General features: G+C 66.5%; 16 protein-coding genes. All 16 read right to left on the reverse strand.

All coding sequences use genetic code 11. From position 1 onward, the window contains the following. Positions 1-173: 173 nt before the first annotated feature. The gene (fliP, locus tag ASD68_RS14810; RefSeq protein ID WP_007080071.1) at positions 174-920 is read right to left on the reverse strand and encodes a flagellar type III secretion system pore protein FliP; all 747 of its coding nucleotides are present in this window, start codon (positions 918-920) and stop codon (positions 174-176) included. Beyond that, the gene (locus ASD68_RS14815) at positions 917-1300 is read right to left on the reverse strand and encodes a flagellar biosynthetic protein FliO (RefSeq protein ID WP_082546093.1); all 384 of its coding nucleotides are present in this window, start codon (positions 1298-1300) and stop codon (positions 917-919) included. Before ASD68_RS14815 ends, fliP begins: the two co-directional genes overlap by 4 nt. Continuing rightward, positions 1297-1647 (reverse strand): flagellar motor switch protein FliN, encoded by a 351-nt coding sequence (gene fliN / locus ASD68_RS14820; RefSeq protein ID WP_056085233.1) that lies wholly within the window; start codon positions 1645-1647, stop codon positions 1297-1299. The genes ASD68_RS14815 and fliN overlap by 4 nt, the downstream gene beginning before the upstream one ends. Continuing rightward, a complete protein-coding gene (fliM, locus tag ASD68_RS14825; RefSeq protein WP_056085235.1) occupies positions 1644-2660 on the reverse strand; it encodes a flagellar motor switch protein FliM in 1017 nt (338 codons plus the stop codon). Before fliM ends, fliN begins: the two co-directional genes overlap by 4 nt. A 13-nt stretch (positions 2661-2673) precedes the next feature. Then, positions 2674-3165, reverse strand: coding sequence for a flagellar basal body-associated FliL family protein (locus ASD68_RS14830; protein WP_056608135.1), 492 nt, complete (start codon positions 3163-3165; stop codon positions 2674-2676). Positions 3166-3443: 278 nt separating this feature from the next. Then, positions 3444-4532, reverse strand: coding sequence for a flagellar hook-length control protein FliK (locus ASD68_RS14835; RefSeq protein ID WP_056608138.1), 1089 nt, complete (start codon positions 4530-4532; stop codon positions 3444-3446). A 134-nt stretch (positions 4533-4666) separates the two neighbouring features. Then, positions 4667-5092 carry a flagellar export protein FliJ gene (fliJ, locus tag ASD68_RS14840; RefSeq protein WP_056608142.1) on the reverse strand — a complete coding sequence of 142 codons (426 nt, stop codon included), beginning with the start codon at positions 5090-5092 and terminating at the stop codon, positions 4667-4669. Further along, entirely contained in the window at positions 5089-6456 is a 1368-nt protein-coding gene (gene fliI / locus ASD68_RS14845) for a flagellar protein export ATPase FliI (RefSeq protein ID WP_056085242.1), read from the reverse strand. Before fliI ends, fliJ begins: the two co-directional genes overlap by 4 nt. Beyond that, entirely contained in the window at positions 6453-7076 is a 624-nt protein-coding gene (locus tag ASD68_RS14850) for a FliH/SctL family protein (protein ID WP_056608147.1), read from the reverse strand. The genes fliI and ASD68_RS14850 overlap by 4 nt, the downstream gene beginning before the upstream one ends. Next, complete coding sequence (gene fliG / locus ASD68_RS14855; protein WP_200945427.1) at positions 7076-8065, reverse strand: flagellar motor switch protein FliG; 990 nt, start codon at positions 8063-8065, stop codon at positions 7076-7078. The genes ASD68_RS14850 and fliG overlap by 1 nt, the downstream gene beginning before the upstream one ends. Positions 8066-8075: 10 nt before the next feature. Further along, on the reverse strand, positions 8076-9782 hold the full coding sequence (gene fliF, locus ASD68_RS14860; RefSeq protein WP_056085247.1) for a flagellar basal-body MS-ring/collar protein FliF: 1707 nt from the start codon (positions 9780-9782) through the stop codon (positions 8076-8078). A gap of 47 nt (positions 9783-9829) precedes the next feature. Beyond that, positions 9830-10165, reverse strand: a complete 336-nt coding sequence (fliE, locus tag ASD68_RS14865; protein ID WP_056608152.1) for a flagellar hook-basal body complex protein FliE — start codon at positions 10163-10165, stop codon at positions 9830-9832. A 252-nt stretch (positions 10166-10417) separates the two neighbouring features. Further along, positions 10418-11848: a sigma-54-dependent Fis family transcriptional regulator gene (locus tag ASD68_RS14870; protein WP_056085251.1), complete on the reverse strand. Its 1431-nt coding sequence runs from the start codon at positions 11846-11848 to the stop codon at positions 10418-10420. Between the two features lie 352 nt (positions 11849-12200). Then, a complete protein-coding gene (locus tag ASD68_RS14875) occupies positions 12201-12752 on the reverse strand; it encodes a PilZ domain-containing protein (protein ID WP_056608155.1) in 552 nt (183 codons plus the stop codon). A gap of 175 nt (positions 12753-12927) precedes the next feature. Beyond that, positions 12928-13227: a flagellar protein FliT gene (gene fliT / locus ASD68_RS14880; RefSeq protein WP_082546095.1), complete on the reverse strand. Its 300-nt coding sequence runs from the start codon at positions 13225-13227 to the stop codon at positions 12928-12930. Next, positions 13224-13631: a flagellar export chaperone FliS gene (gene fliS / locus ASD68_RS14885; protein ID WP_056608158.1), complete on the reverse strand. Its 408-nt coding sequence runs from the start codon at positions 13629-13631 to the stop codon at positions 13224-13226. Before fliS ends, fliT begins: the two co-directional genes overlap by 4 nt. Positions 13632-13648: the final 17 nt, after the last annotated feature.

Below are 13648 nucleotides of genomic sequence, written 5' to 3' on the forward strand. Positions count from 1 at the left end.
GAGCAAGAGCGAGAGCTCTCGATCGCCGTTGGCGCTCGAAGGCGATCGAGAGCTTTTGCTCTTGCTTGACCAGAGAGCGTCGCGACTGAAGTCGCTCCTACAGGTCATCGGTGCGACACAAGCAAAAGCATCGCGCACGGGGTGCGCTCCTACAGGGGCTGAAGCCTGCGCGGTCACGTGTAGAAGCTCCCCGCCAGCGTGCCGAGCAGCAGCGTCCAGCCATCGACCAGCACGAACAGCATGATCTTGAACGGCAGCGAGATGATCATGGGCGAAACCATCATCATGCCCATCGACATCAGCACGCTGGCCACCACCAGATCGATGATCAAGAACGGCACGAACAGCAGGAAGCCCATCTGGAACGCCGTCTTCAGCTCGCTGGTGAGGAAGGCCGGCATCGCCACCTTGAACGGCACGTCGGCCTTGCTGGCGTAGGGCTTTTCCTTGGCCAGCCGGGTGAACAACTGCAGATCCGCGTCGCGGGTCTGGTCCAGCATGAAGTGCTTGAACGGCGCGGTGGCCGCCGGCAGCGCCAGCTCGGCGCTGAGGTTGCCATCCATGTACGGCTTTACACCCTCGTCGTAGGCCTTGGTCAGCACCGGCGACATCACGAACAACGTGAGGAACAGCGCCAGCCCCAGCAGCACCTGATTGGGTGGCGTGGACTGCGTGCCCAATGCCTGGCGCAGGAAACCCAGCACGATGATGATGCGAGTGAACGACGTCATCATCAGCAGGATCGCCGGCAACAGCGTCAGCGCCGTCATCAGCGCAAGCACCTGCAGCGACAGCGTCCAGTTCTTGGCGCCGTCGGCGGCGGTCTGCACGTTCAACACCGGGATGCCCGGCGTCACCGCCCACGCGCCCAGCGGCAGCACCACCAGCAGTGCTGCGATGATCCAGCGCCAACGCTTCATGAGCGGCGCTTCCAGCGTGCCAGCAGATCGCTTGCACTGGGCAGGGGCTTGATCGGATCCTGCTCGCTTTGCGCGGGTGCGTCGCCGTCATACACGTGCAGCGTGCGGGTACCGCCTGCGCCCATGCTTACCAGCAGGCGCTTGCCGTCGGCATCGATCAGCAACAGGCGCTCGCGCGCGCCCACCGCGAAGGTTTCCACGCAGCGGATGCGGCGCCCACCCATGCCGGGGCGACGCTGCAACCGGCGGGTGAGCCAGCCGGCCACAACGATCAACGCAATGATGCCGAACAGGCTCAGGATCACCCGCACCAGTTCGCTGGCGGGATCGAATTCGGCGGCGGCTGGTGCGACCGCCAGCATGAGGGCCAGGGTATTCATCGCAGTTTGCGCACGCGTTCGGCGGGGCTGATCACGTCGGTCAGGCGGATGCCGAACTTCTCGTTGATCACCACCACTTCTCCGTGCGCCACCAGGGTGCCATTGACGAACACATCCAGCGGTTCGCCGGCGGCACGATCCAGTTCCACCACCGAGCCCTGGTTGAGCTGCAGCAGGTTGCGGATGCTGATGCGGGTGCGCCCCACTTCCATCGCCAGGGTCACCGGCACATCCAGGATCATGTCGAGGTTGACCTCGCCCAGGCCGCCGGGGAGGTTCTGCAGGGAATCGAACTGGACGCGTTCGCTCGGGTCGGCAACCGCGCTGTCTTCGGTGGACTGGTTCATGCTGGCTTCTTCTCTGTCTGGTGATCGCCGGACATGCGCCTTTCGCGCCGCCCGGCCTGGGTATGGAAACGCACCGCATTGCGGCCGTTGGATTGGCCGTAGCTGCCGCGGAACACCGGCACGTCCTCGGCATAGACGGTGGTCAGTTCGGGCAACTGGATCGGGATGACGTCGCCCGGACGCAGGTGCAGGAACTCGCCGATGCTGAGCCGCGTTTCGAGCAGCAGAGAGCTCAGCGCCACCTCGGCGTCGAGCACTTCCTCATGCAGGAACTCGGCCCAGCGATCGTCGCGATCGACCCGATCGCTCTGCACGCCGGCGTCCAGCAAGGTGCGGATCGGCTCGACCATGGCGTACGGCAAGGTGAGATGGATTTCGCCGCCACCGCCATCGAGCTCGACGTGGAAGCGCGACACCACCACCGTCTCGGTGGGACTGACGATGTTGGCGAACTGCGGGTTGATCTCGGAGTTGATGTATTCGAAATCCAGCCCCAGCACCGGTGCCCACGCTTCGGTCATCGCGCCGAACAGCTCGGTCAGCATGATCTGGATGACGCGGTTTTCGGTGGCGGTGAAATCGCGGCCTTCGATGCGCGCGTGGTAGCGGCCATCGCCGCCGAAGAAGTTGTCGATCACGGTGAACACCAGCCGCGGCTCGAACACCACCAGCGCACTGCCGCGCAGCGGCTTGATGCGCACCAGGTTCAAATTGCTGGGCACGGCCAGGCCATGCACGTACTCAGTGAACTTCACCATCTTCACGCCCAGCACCGACACTTCGCAGGTCTTGCGCAACACGTTGAAGATCGCGGTGCGGAAGAATCGCGCAAAACGGTCGTTGACCATTTCCAGCGTGGGCAGGCGCCCGCGCACCAGCCGGTCCTGCTGGGTGAAGTCGTACGAAAGCACGGTGCCCGGCGGCAGCGGCTCGTCGGTGCCGGTGGTGACATCGCCACCTTCGACGCCGTCCAGCAACGCGTCGATTTCGTCCTGGGAAAGCAGATCGCTCATCGCGGCGTCCCGGTCACTGCATCACGAAGCTGGTGAAGTACAACGCATCCACGCCGGGCCTTCCCAGGCGCGCCTGCACGATCTTGCGCACCGCCGCCAGCGCCTGCGCCTGCAGCTTGTCGCGACCGGCGGTATTGCTGATGATCGAGTATTCCTGGCTGCTGAAAAGCGACACCAGCGCATCACGGATCACCGGGTCGGCGGCCTTGGCCGCGGCCAGCGCATCGGCGTCATGCGACATCAGCGTGACCCCGACCTGCAGATAACGCAGTGACTCGTCGTCGCGAAAATTGACCACGAACGGCGGATCGAGCGGCAGGTACAGCTCCGCCTTCGACGCCGGTTTGGCGTTCTTGGCCTCGGCCTTGGCGTGCATCGTCTTGTAGGCGAAGCCGCCACCGCCAAGCGCCAACAGCAGCAGCACCAGGCCGATGATCATCGCGAGGGGACTTTTCTTCTTCGGTGCAGGTGGTGCCTCAACCCGCCCTTCGTCGGCTACAGCCATGGAAAACCTCGGTCTCAGTTTCAGGGGAAAGCCCGTGCAACCGGGCGATGCCCATCAGAAGCAAACCGTGTGCCATCGGCGAAAAGCGCATGGCAGCTAGGATCTGGCGGAGACGCGCGGGCGATGTGGCGCTTTCTTGACGCCTGGCGGCAGGTTGACGTGACGCTTTGGTGCCGGGATGGGAATTCGCAGGGACGACAAAACTGTGGGACAGGAACATGCATGCCCGTGGCGGGCGCTGCTTTGCGATTCCCTATTCCCTATTCTCCATTCCCGCCTCAGGCAAACGCATCCAGCAAGCCGACCGAAACGGGTGATGCCGCCAGGCCATGGATGTCGCCGACGTCATCGATTCCGGCGCCTTCGGCGGTTTGATGTTCACCACCGTTGTGGCTGCCGCGGTCGTGCTGGCCGACTTCAGTGTGGCCCAGCGAGAGTCCGTGCTGGCCCAGCATCTGGTCGAGCTGCGGCAGGCTTTGCTGCACGGCCGCCACCGCACCGGGGTGTTGCGCGTTGAACACCACGTCGACCCGACCGTGGTTGACGCTGACCTTGATGTCGAGCTGGCCCAAATCCTCCGGATTCAACCGGATGCGTGCCTGCTTGACGTCCTGCCCACCCAGCCAGGCCACTTGCTGGCCAAGCTCCTGGGCAAAGCCGTGGCCGCCCGCGGGTGTGGGAATCTGCAATTGATGCACCGTCGGCGCCGCCTGGGTGCCTGTGCTGTGCGACGTCAGCGCGGCGGCTGGCTGGGTCGCCGCATCGCCGGGTTTGTCGACGGCGGCGAGCCGGGTCTCGCTGGCGGCGAGCCTGGCCTCGCCCGCGGCAAGCATGATCCCGGCACCTGGCGGCAAGGCCGTGATGTCTGCGGTCGCGTTGGCGGCGGTACCGGTGGCGGCCGTGTTCAATTTCAGCAGGGCCGCCGCGCCGGCGTCGCCAGCCACGGCCTTGCCGGCGAGACCGACCTTCGCGTCGGCAAGGCCAGCAAGCGGCGGTCGCAAGGTGGTGGTGGCAGGCCCCAGCAGGGCCAGCATCGCACTGGCCAGCGCCGCGGCCGGGGTGTCGCCATCGGCCGGCGCGTCGTCGTCGATGTCCTTGGTGATCGCGGTTGTCTCGACCGCGGTGCCGGCGACGGCCTTGGCGGGTACGGCCGCCTGCGCGCTCGCGGCAGGCGGCGTGTCCGCCGTCTTGCCGGCCTGATCACCGGACGGCGCCTTCTTGCCGTCGTCAGCGGGCGAGGCCTGCTTCTGGCGGGCGGCGTCGAGTTGCTGATCGAACTTGCCGGGGCTGGATGCCGCGTCGCGCGGCTCGGGCGTCGGTGTGGCGCGCGGAACGGCGGCGGGGAGAACAGCGGCGGTAGCGGTCATGGCTAAGTGACTCCGTCAGCAGTGGCGTGCGTGGGCGACAACAGGCCGTGCGCACGCCGGGTAGCGAAAAACAGGCGGCAGGTGCGCGCCCGGCGCACCCTGCATACCCCGAATGAAAGGCAAGATCCGCGCCATCAGCGTGGCCGCCGGTATTGCATGCGTTCGTCGATCTCGGCCTGCTCGTGGCGGTCGGCGGCCTGGCGCTCCTCTTCGATGCAGTGTTCGATCACGCTGTCGAGCGCGCTTTCGCGCGCATGCGCCTGGTGCCAGCGGCCGCGCACCTGGTCGAGCAGGCGCTGCAGGCGGGCGACCTCGCTGGTTTGCTGCGCGATCGCCTGGTCGATGCGCTCGACGAATTTCTGGCGGTTCAGCAGCGCACTCACGGTCAAGCTGCCGTCGCCGTTGCTGGCGTATTCCTGGCGGTAGCGCTTCAGCTCGCCCAACTGGTGCTCGCCCTTGGCCAGCTGCTGCTGTTGCAAGGCCAGTTGCGCCAGCGCCTCCTCGGTGCGTTGTTTCGCCTGATCCACCGCCGGCTGCAATTGCACTGCGCGCGAACTCATCCGGGCACCTGCTCGGCCAGTTCATCGAGTTTGGTGATGGCCATCTCGAGCGTCATCGGTTCATCCACCTCCTGCTGCAGGAAGGCGCGCAGTTGCGGCCACATGTCGATGGCCAGATCGACCTGCGGGTCGGAGCCTTTCTGGTACGCGCCCACGGCGATCAGGTCGCGCTGCTGGCGATAGGCGGAATAGACCTGGCGGAAACGCTGCGCCGCGCGCAGATGCTCGCGTGCCACCACGGCGGGCATCACGCGGCTGATCGACGCCTCGATGTCGATGGCCGGGTAATGCCCGGCTTCGGCCAGGTCGCGCGACAGCACGATATGGCCGTCCAGAATGGCGCGCGCCGCATCCGCGATCGGATCGTGGCGGTAATCATCGCCCTCGGTAAGCACGGTGTAGAACGCGGTGATCGAACCGCGGCCGTCCGCATCGTTGCCGGCGCGCTCGACCAGTGCCGGCATCATCGCGAATACCGACGGCGGGTAACCCTTGGTGGCCGGCGGCTCGCCGATGGCCAGCGCGATCTCGCGCTGGGCCTGGGCGTAGCGGGTGATCGAGTCCATCAGCAGCAGCACGCGCATGCCGCGGTCGCGGAACCACTCGGCGATGGCGGTGGCGTACTGCGCGCCGCGCAGGCGTTTCAGCGGCGGCGCGTCGGCCGGCGCGGCCACGATCACGGCACGGCGGCGGCCTTCCTCGCCCAGCGTGTGCTCGACGAATTCCTTCACCTCGCGGCCTCGCTCGCCGATCAGCCCCACCACCACCACGTCGGCGTTGGTGTAGCGCGTCATCATGCCCAGCAAGGTGGATTTGCCCACGCCAGAGCCGGCGAACAGGCCCAGCCGCTGGCCGCGGCCCACGGTGAGCAAGGCATTGATCGCACGCACGCCCACGTCCAGCGGCGCATCGATGGGCTTGCGCGCCATCGGGTTGATCGGCTCGCTCTTGAGCGCAGCATGTTCATCGGATTCCAGCGGGCCCAGGCCATCCAGTGGTATGCCATCGGCGCCCACCACACGGCCCAGCAGCGCATGACCCACCGGCAGGCCGCGGGTGTGCGCGCAGGGGCGGACGCGGGCGTTGGGCAATACGCCGTGCATGTCGCCGACCGGCATCAGCAGCAGCCGTTCGTCGGCAAAGCCCACGACTTCGGTATCCAGTTGCGCGCCGTCGGCGGTGTCGACCAGGCAGCGCGCGCCGAGCGCCGCTTCGCAACCTTCCGCCTCCAGCGTCAATCCCACGACCCGCCGCAGGCAGCCTTCGACCGCCAGCGTACGCACGGTCTCCGCGCGCGCCGTGCGCCGGGCCAGCTTCTGCTGCCACGACAACTGCCGCGCGACGGTGTCGACCTGGGCATTCATGCGCCAGCCTCGTCGTCCACATCGTCACCGAGCACCGCATCGACCACCGCGGCCAGGCGTGCTTCGACGGTGGCATCGAGGCGGGAACGTTCGCTTTCCAGCTGGCAGCCGCCGCGCGTCAGGCTGGCGTCCGCGTGCAATTGCCAATGGCTTTCGACCGCGCCCAGCTCGCGCAGCAAGGCCAGGTCATCGGGGTGAAGATGCACGCGCAGGTCGCGCGTGGCGGCAGGCAAGGCCGCGGCGGCCTGGCGCACGGCTTTGGCGATCAGGTCGGGTGACAATTGCAGCTCGCGCGCCACGACGCGCCGCGCCATCACGATCGCCAGCCGCGCCAGCTCCTGCTCGGTGCGGTCGTCGAGTGCCTGCAGCGGACGGGCGGCGGCCTCGCACAGTGCGTCGAAGCGCGCCATGTTCTGTTGCAACTGCTGTCGCGCGGCAGCCAGCCCTTCGGCACGGCCGGCGGCGTAGCCTTCCTCGCGCGCCTGCTGCTCCAGCGCTTCGAGATCGCGCACGGTCGGTTGCGGCGGGTCGTCCTTGCGGCGGTTCGGCAACTCGCCGTTGCCCACGTTGGGCAATTCCCAACGCTGCACATCAGGCCCGTTGCCGACGACCGCGACCATCAGACGAACTCATCGCCGCTGGAGGACAAGTTGAGCTGGCCGGCATCGGACAGCTTGCGGGCGATCACCAGCACCTCCTTCTGCGCCGCGTCGACGTCGCTCAGGCGCACCGGACCCTTCACTTCCAGGTCGTCGCGCATCATGTCGGCGGCGCGCTTGGACATGTTGGCGAAGATCTTTTCGCGGATGGCCGGTTCGGCGCCCTTCAATGCGGTGATCAGCGTGCCCGACGGCACTTCGCGCAGCAGCGTCTGCATGCCGCGGTCGTCCAGCTCGGCCAGGTCCTCGAACACGAACATCAAGTCCTCGATACGCCCGCTGAGGGCCTCGTCGTGGGTGCGGATGGCACCCATCAACTCGGTTTCGCGGCTGGCGTCCATCGCGTTGAGGATGTCGGCGGCGGCCTTGAGGCCGCCCACGTTGGCGGACTTCAGTTTCTTGGTGGTGCCGGAGAACTGACGCTCCATGATTTCATCGAGCTCGTTCAGCGCATGCGGCTGCACGCCATCAAGCGTGGCGATGCGCATCACCGCGTCGCTGCGCACGCGCTCGGGCAGGTAGCCAAGTACCTCGGCGGCCTGGTCCGGTTCGAGATGCGCCAGCACCAGCGCGATGATCTGCGGATGCTCCTGGTTGATCATCTCGGCGATGGCGCGGCTCTCCATCCACTTCAGCGACTCCAGCCCCTTGCTGCTGCGACCCAGCAGGATGCGGTCGATCAGGCCACCGGCCTTGTTCTCGCCCAACGCGTTGACGAGAATCTTGCGGATGTACTCCTCGGTGCCCACGCCCAGCGAGGTCTGCTGGCCCATGTCGGCGTCGAGCTTGTTCAGCACCACCTCGACCTGCTCGCGCGATACACCGGACAGGGCGGCCATGGCCGACCCCACCGCCTGCACGTCGCGCGCGCTGAGGTGCTTGAGCACTTCGGCAGCGTCCTCTTCGCCCAGCGTCAGCAGCAGAATGGCCGCACGTTGCGCGCCGGAAATCTTGGATTGATCAACTGCCATCTTCGCTCACCCAGTTCTTTACCACCTGAGCCACCTGTTTCGGATTTTCGGTCACCATCCGGCGAGCCGCTCCCACGCGTTGCTCGTAGGCAAGCGCGGGTGTGTTGTGCAACCGCGCCGGCTCGTCCGCGTCCTGTGGTTCGTCATCGACGCGTACGGAAATTTGCGGCATCGGCGACGGCAATGCACGCGCCGGAGCCTCCCCTCGCAACAGCCCTTTCAACAGCGGTCGCAGCACGCCGAACGCTACCAGAAGCGCCAGCAGGATACCGACGCCCTGCTTGATCAGATCCATCATGCCTGGCCGCTGCCAGAACGGCGTATCCGGCAAGGCCTCGGGCGAGGGACCGCGCTGGAACGACTGGTTGACCACGCTGACGCTGTCGCCGCGCGCGGCGTTGAAGCCCACCGCGTTCTTGGTCAGGTCGGTGAGGTGTTGCAACTCCTGCGCGGTGAACGGCACGCTGGTGGCCGGCTTCGGATCGCCGCCCTCGGTGGTGCCGCCGCTGACCAGCTTGTTGTCCAGCACCACTGCCACGGTGAGCCGCGCCAACCGCCCGGCCGGATCGCTGACATGGCTGATGGTGCGGTCCAGTTCGTAATTGCGGGTGGCGCTGCTGGACGTGTCGGCGGTGCTGGTGGTCGTGGTGGTGGTGCCGGTGGCCGCCTTCGGATCGGGCTTGGCGTTGGCGGCGCCCGCATCCGGATTGGCCGCGGTCGGCTGGGCCACCAACGCGGGCGGCTGGTTGCTCAGCGCGCCGGGCACGCCGCCCTGGGCGCCATCGCCGCGGCGTTCGCTGCTGGTCTGCTCGCTGCGCAGCGCCGGGTGGTCGTGGCCGAAGGTTTCGGTGGCTTTCTCGGTCTGGCTGAAATCCAGATCCGCATACACCTGCGCCCGCACCCTGCCCGGCCCCACCAGCGGGGTCAGCAATTGTTCGATGCGTTCGGCGTAGGTGTTCTCGATACGGGTGGAAAGGCGCAGGCGGCTGTCGCCGATGGCGCCGGGGCTGTCCGGGTCGGTGGTGAGCAACTGGCCCTGCTGGTCGATCACCGACACCTGGCGCGTATCCAGATCCGGCACGCTGGCAGACACCAGGTGCACGATCGCCGCCACCTGGCCAGCGTCCAGCTGACGGCCCGGGTACAGCGTCACCAGCACCGAGGCGGTGGCCGGGCGGTTGTCGCGGATGAAGGCCGACGGCTTGGGCAAGGCCAGGTGCACGCGCGCGGAGCGTACCGACTGCAGCCCGCCGATGGTGTTGCCCAGGTCGGTCTCCAGCAGTTGCTGGTAACGGGTGCGCTCGGCCAGGTCGCTCATGCCAAACGGCGAATCGCCGCCCGTGGCGGTGGATGAGGCCGTGCCCTGCGGCAGGCCCTGGCCGGCAAGTTTCAGCCGCAGCGCGGCCAGGTCGGCGGCCGGCGCCATGATCGACGAGCCGTCGCTGCTGAGCTTGAACGGCGTGTTGGTGGATTGCAGCTGCTGCGTGATCGCGGCGGCATCGTTCTGCCCGAGCCCCGCATACAGCAAGCCGTAGTTCGGCCCGCGCGACCACAGCACCACGGCAACCCCCAGCGCCACCGCGCCGGCCACGGCCACCAGCAACATGAGCTGGCGCGCCGCCGGGTTGCGGGAAAGCTGCTTGAAGGTATCAAGGCGACCGTTGTTGTCGGTGGTCGCGATGCCGTTGTCGGCCATGGGGCTGCTCGTTTTCTATGAAGGGAGTCGGCGGTGGACGAAGTGCGTCAGACCGGCATGTTCATGATGTCCTTGTACGCATCGACGAGCTTGTTGCGCACGGTGACCATGCTGCGCAATGACAAGTCGGCCTTCTGCATCGCGATCATGGTGCGGCCCAGATCCGCGCCGGCATCGCCGCGCTCGAAACTTGCCGCCATGCGGCCCGCTTCCATCTGCGTCTGCCCCACCGACGCGATCGACTGCTTCAGCAAGGCGGAAAAATCAGGCTGGCCCGCCTGCCCCACTGCCGGAGCCGCCTTGAACGCGGTTTCCGCCGGACGCACCTGCGCCGTCATCTGGCGCATCTGGGCAAGCAGGTTGTTGACTTCGATCGTACTCATGGCTGCCTCATCTACAGCGGGCGGGTGACGAAATCCCGACACGTGTCGGGTTTGCATGAGGTGGATGCACGAGGCGTGCCAGTGGAGCCGGGATTGGGGATTCGGGTTTGGGATTCGTAAGAGCGGCAGAGCCGCGGCCACGGGGCGCGCCTTCCCTTCTCCCGCTTGCGGGAGAAGGTGCCGCAGGCGGATGAGGGCGCTCTTGATCCTGAGCTCTTGCGAATCCCCAATCCCAAATCCCGAATCCCGCCGTCAGGCCGCCATGCTCCCCTGCAACCCGTACTTGCGCAGCTTTTCCACCAGCGTGGTGCGCTGCATGTGCAGTAGGCGGGCGGCGTGGGCGACGACGCCGCCGGTGGCGTCGAGTGCCTGGCGGATCAGGCCCACTTCGATATCGGCCAGGTGATCCTTCAGGTCCAGGCCGTCCTCCGGCAACAGGCCCATGGTGGACACGGACGGGCGGGCTTCGCTGATGTCGGCAACGACGGGGGCGCGGCCCTCCATCATCGCCAGCAGGTCGGAGCTGCGTACGTCATCGCAGACCTGCTGGCCGCGGTATTTCTCGGGCAGGTCGCTGGCGCGCACTTCGCCGTGGGGGAACAGGATGGCCATGCGCTCGACCAGGTTGGACAGCTCGCGCACGTTGCCGGGCCATGGATAAGCCTGCAACGCATGCATCGCGGTGGTGCCGAAGCGCACCACGCCCAGGCCGCGGCGGGCCAGCCGCTGGTTGAATTCGGTGATCAGCACGGAGAGGTCGTCCAGCCGCTCGCGCAATGCCGGCAACTCCAGCGGGAACACGCTGAGGCGGTAGAACAGATCCTCGCGGAATTTCCCGTCGGTGATGGATTGCTCCAGGTTGCGATGGGTGGCGGCAATGATGCGCACGTCGCAATGCTGGGTCTTGTTGCCGCCGACGCGCTCGAACACGCGCTCCTGCAGCACGCGCAACAGCTTCACCTGCATCGGCAGGCTCATGTCGCCGATCTCGTCGAGGAACAGCGTGCCGCCCTCGGCCATCTCGAAACGGCCCTTGCGGGTGTTGATGGCGCCGGTGAACGAGCCCTTCTCATGGCCGAACAATTCGCTTTCCAGCAGCTCGGCGGGGATCGCGCCGCAGTTGATCGCCACAAAGGGTTTGTCGCGGCGCGGGGAGCTGTCGTGGATCGAGCGCGCCACCATTTCCTTGCCGGTGCCCGACTCGCCCAGCACCAGTACGCTGGAGTCGAACGGCGCCACCTGGCGGATCAAGGCGTTGACGTGGTTCATCGGTGTGGAGTGCCCCACGAAGCGGATGCCGTTGCCCTGGCCACCCAGCAGGCGCGCATACATGGCGCGCATCGCTTCGGCCATCTGCTCGTAGCGCAGCGGGAAAGCCAGCGTGGCCACGCGGGTGGTGAACGGTGAAGAGGTGGCGGTGAAGCGGCCCAGCCAGGCGGAGTCGTCGGCCAGCAGCATCGGCACATGCGCCGCCGTGTCACCCAGCAGGGCAAGCTGGCGTTCGGCTTCCGCTTCGTCGCTCACCTGGCCGACATACACGCCGCGCCAGGCCTGCATCGACTCGTCCGCATCCGTGCACTGGTCACCCTGCTGTGGTCGATACCCCAGGAAATGCAGTGCCGACATCACGGCATCCACACGGGAGCGGTCGGACTCGATAACCAGGAAGTCGAATTTCTGCATGGTGATACCCCTGTTGCCTTTTGCTGTGGCCTGACCCCTCGCGGGAGGCCGTTCATCGATGCGGCGGGTTTACGTCGCCGGGCTCGATGGACACATTGCAACAAGGGGGCCAACGACGACTTTTTGGTGACGGCAAAACGTCGTGTGTCAGCTTTTCATCCCTCCGGCACGCCGCCGGAGTGGCTGGGAAACGGCCAGGAACCGCGCTAAATGATTGAATCAATTAGCGTTGAATTTATAGAGGGAGGAAACACGATCGACATCGTCGTCGTGACGCGAGCGTCAACAAAGGTTCGCGCCAGCATGGCGAAGTGTGACCGTGGTCACGGCCTGACGCCTGTCCGCAACTGCCTCAGGACGTCAGTTGGCGCGTTTCTGCCACTTTGCGTCGGTGATGGCGAAAAACGAGTCGCTCAATCGCGTCACCCAGCACGTCACCCGGCGCGGCGAACACCACAAACACGTGGCCGTTGTCCAACCGACGCTCCACCCTGGCCGCCAACTCCAGCGGCAGGCTGCGGCATACATCGAAACGCAGCCGCACGATCAAGGCATCACCCGCCGGCACCAGCGCCGCAGGCAGCACCGCACCGATCGCGTTGAAGCGCAGGGTCTGCCGTGGCGGCAGCACGCTGGCGGGTACCAGCAGGTGATTGACGATATCGACCAGTGCGGTGAGCTTGGCGTCCATCCGCTGGATCTCCAGCATCAGCGGACTGTCATCGTCGGTTTCGGCGTAACGCTCTTCCAGTGCAGCGACCGCAGACAAAGTGTTGAGGTTGCGCTCGGCCAGCCGCGCCTGGTGCGCCTGGGCGTCTGGCCAGGGCATGGCTTCGCTGTCCACATGCAGGCTCTCGTCACAGCTCACGCGCTGCTCGAACTCGTCCCAGCTATTGGCATCCATCGTGATCCCCGGTCATATGGTGGCGTGGGCTGAGTGTAGCGGCGGCGGAGCGGCGGGGCGGGCTGTGAACCGTGAACCTGTAGGAGCGACTTCAGTCGCGATGCTTCTGCTTTGGAGATCCCGAGCAAGAGCATCGCGACTGAAGTCGCTCCTACAACAACGCTTCGATACCCGCCTAGGCCTGCGCGTAGGCGCGGATCGCGCGCGCCTGGCCGCTCTGGCGCTGCCATTGTGCGGCAGCCTCGTCGCGGGCCTGGCGCACCAGGGTGCGCAGCTCGCGGTCGCAGGCCAGGATTTCGCCCAGTTGCTCAACCACGTCGGCGGAATGCTCGCGACGCAGCAATGGCTCGCGCTGGGCTTCCAGGCTGGCCAGCTGTTCCCATTCCTGCGCCTGGGCGGCACTGAGCATGTCGCGGCTCAGCTGCAACGCCTGCTCGATCATGCCGGTTTCGTCGGTCACGGCCGGGGTGCTCATGCGTTGGCGGCATGCTGCGTGGCGGACGGGGCGATCTGCACCCAGCTGTCACGCACTTGCTGCAGCAGCTTGCTGACTTCGTCGATGAGGCTGGCGTCGTCGCGCAGGTTGGCCTGCAACAGGCGACGGCTCATGTATTCGTAAAGCGAATCGAGCCGGCCGGTGTTCACCGGGTCAACCTTGAGATCCAGGCTGTCGCGCAGCCCGCCGATGATCTCGATGCAACGGCCGATGGCTTCGCCCTTGGCGGCCACTTCCCCGCGCATCATGTGTGCGCGGGCCTTGATGAGGCGCTCCAGCGCGCCGTCCATCAGCAACGTGATCAGGCCATGCGGGTCAGCCGACTCCACACCGCCGTGCGAGCGAATCTGTTGGTAGGCGCCTGCGCCGTAGCCGAATCCCATGACTGCATCTCCTGCGA

The organism is Rhodanobacter sp. Root627, assembly GCF_001427835.1.
GTDB classification, from domain to species: Bacteria; Pseudomonadota; Gammaproteobacteria; order Xanthomonadales; family Rhodanobacteraceae; genus Rhodanobacter; species Rhodanobacter ginsenosidimutans.

What these genes read in the sequence shown, in the direction of transcription:
- fliF (WP_056085247.1), bottom strand. Translation starts at nt 9,782, where the DNA reads ATGGCCGACAACGGCATCGCGACCACCGACAACAACGGTCGCCTTGAT.
- ASD68_RS14850 (WP_056608147.1), bottom strand. Translation starts at nt 7,076, where the DNA reads ATGGTCGCGGTCGTCGGCAACGGGCCTGATGTGCAGCGTTGGGAATTG.
- fliP (WP_007080071.1), bottom strand. Translation starts at nt 920, where the DNA reads ATGAAGCGTTGGCGCTGGATCATCGCAGCACTGCTGGTGGTGCTGCCG.
- fliS (WP_056608158.1), bottom strand. Translation starts at nt 13,631, where the DNA reads ATGGGATTCGGCTACGGCGCAGGCGCCTACCAACAGATTCGCTCGCAC.
- fliT (WP_082546095.1), bottom strand. Translation starts at nt 13,227, where the DNA reads ATGAGCACCCCGGCCGTGACCGACGAAACCGGCATGATCGAGCAGGCG.
- ASD68_RS14870 (WP_056085251.1), bottom strand. Translation starts at nt 11,848, where the DNA reads ATGCAGAAATTCGACTTCCTGGTTATCGAGTCCGACCGCTCCCGTGTG.
- ASD68_RS14815 (WP_082546093.1), bottom strand. Translation starts at nt 1,300, where the DNA reads ATGAATACCCTGGCCCTCATGCTGGCGGTCGCACCAGCCGCCGCCGAA.
- ASD68_RS14835 (WP_056608138.1), bottom strand. Translation starts at nt 4,532, where the DNA reads ATGACCGCTACCGCCGCTGTTCTCCCCGCCGCCGTTCCGCGCGCCACA.
- ASD68_RS14830 (WP_056608135.1), bottom strand. Translation starts at nt 3,165, where the DNA reads ATGGCTGTAGCCGACGAAGGGCGGGTTGAGGCACCACCTGCACCGAAG.
- ASD68_RS14875 (WP_056608155.1), bottom strand. Translation starts at nt 12,752, where the DNA reads ATGGATGCCAATAGCTGGGACGAGTTCGAGCAGCGCGTGAGCTGTGAC.
- fliM (WP_056085235.1), bottom strand. Translation starts at nt 2,660, where the DNA reads ATGAGCGATCTGCTTTCCCAGGACGAAATCGACGCGTTGCTGGACGGC.
- fliN (WP_056085233.1), bottom strand. Translation starts at nt 1,647, where the DNA reads ATGAACCAGTCCACCGAAGACAGCGCGGTTGCCGACCCGAGCGAACGC.
- fliJ (WP_056608142.1), bottom strand. Translation starts at nt 5,092, where the DNA reads ATGAGTTCGCGCGCAGTGCAATTGCAGCCGGCGGTGGATCAGGCGAAA.
- fliE (WP_056608152.1), bottom strand. Translation starts at nt 10,165, where the DNA reads ATGAGTACGATCGAAGTCAACAACCTGCTTGCCCAGATGCGCCAGATG.
- fliI (WP_056085242.1), bottom strand. Translation starts at nt 6,456, where the DNA reads ATGAATGCCCAGGTCGACACCGTCGCGCGGCAGTTGTCGTGGCAGCAG.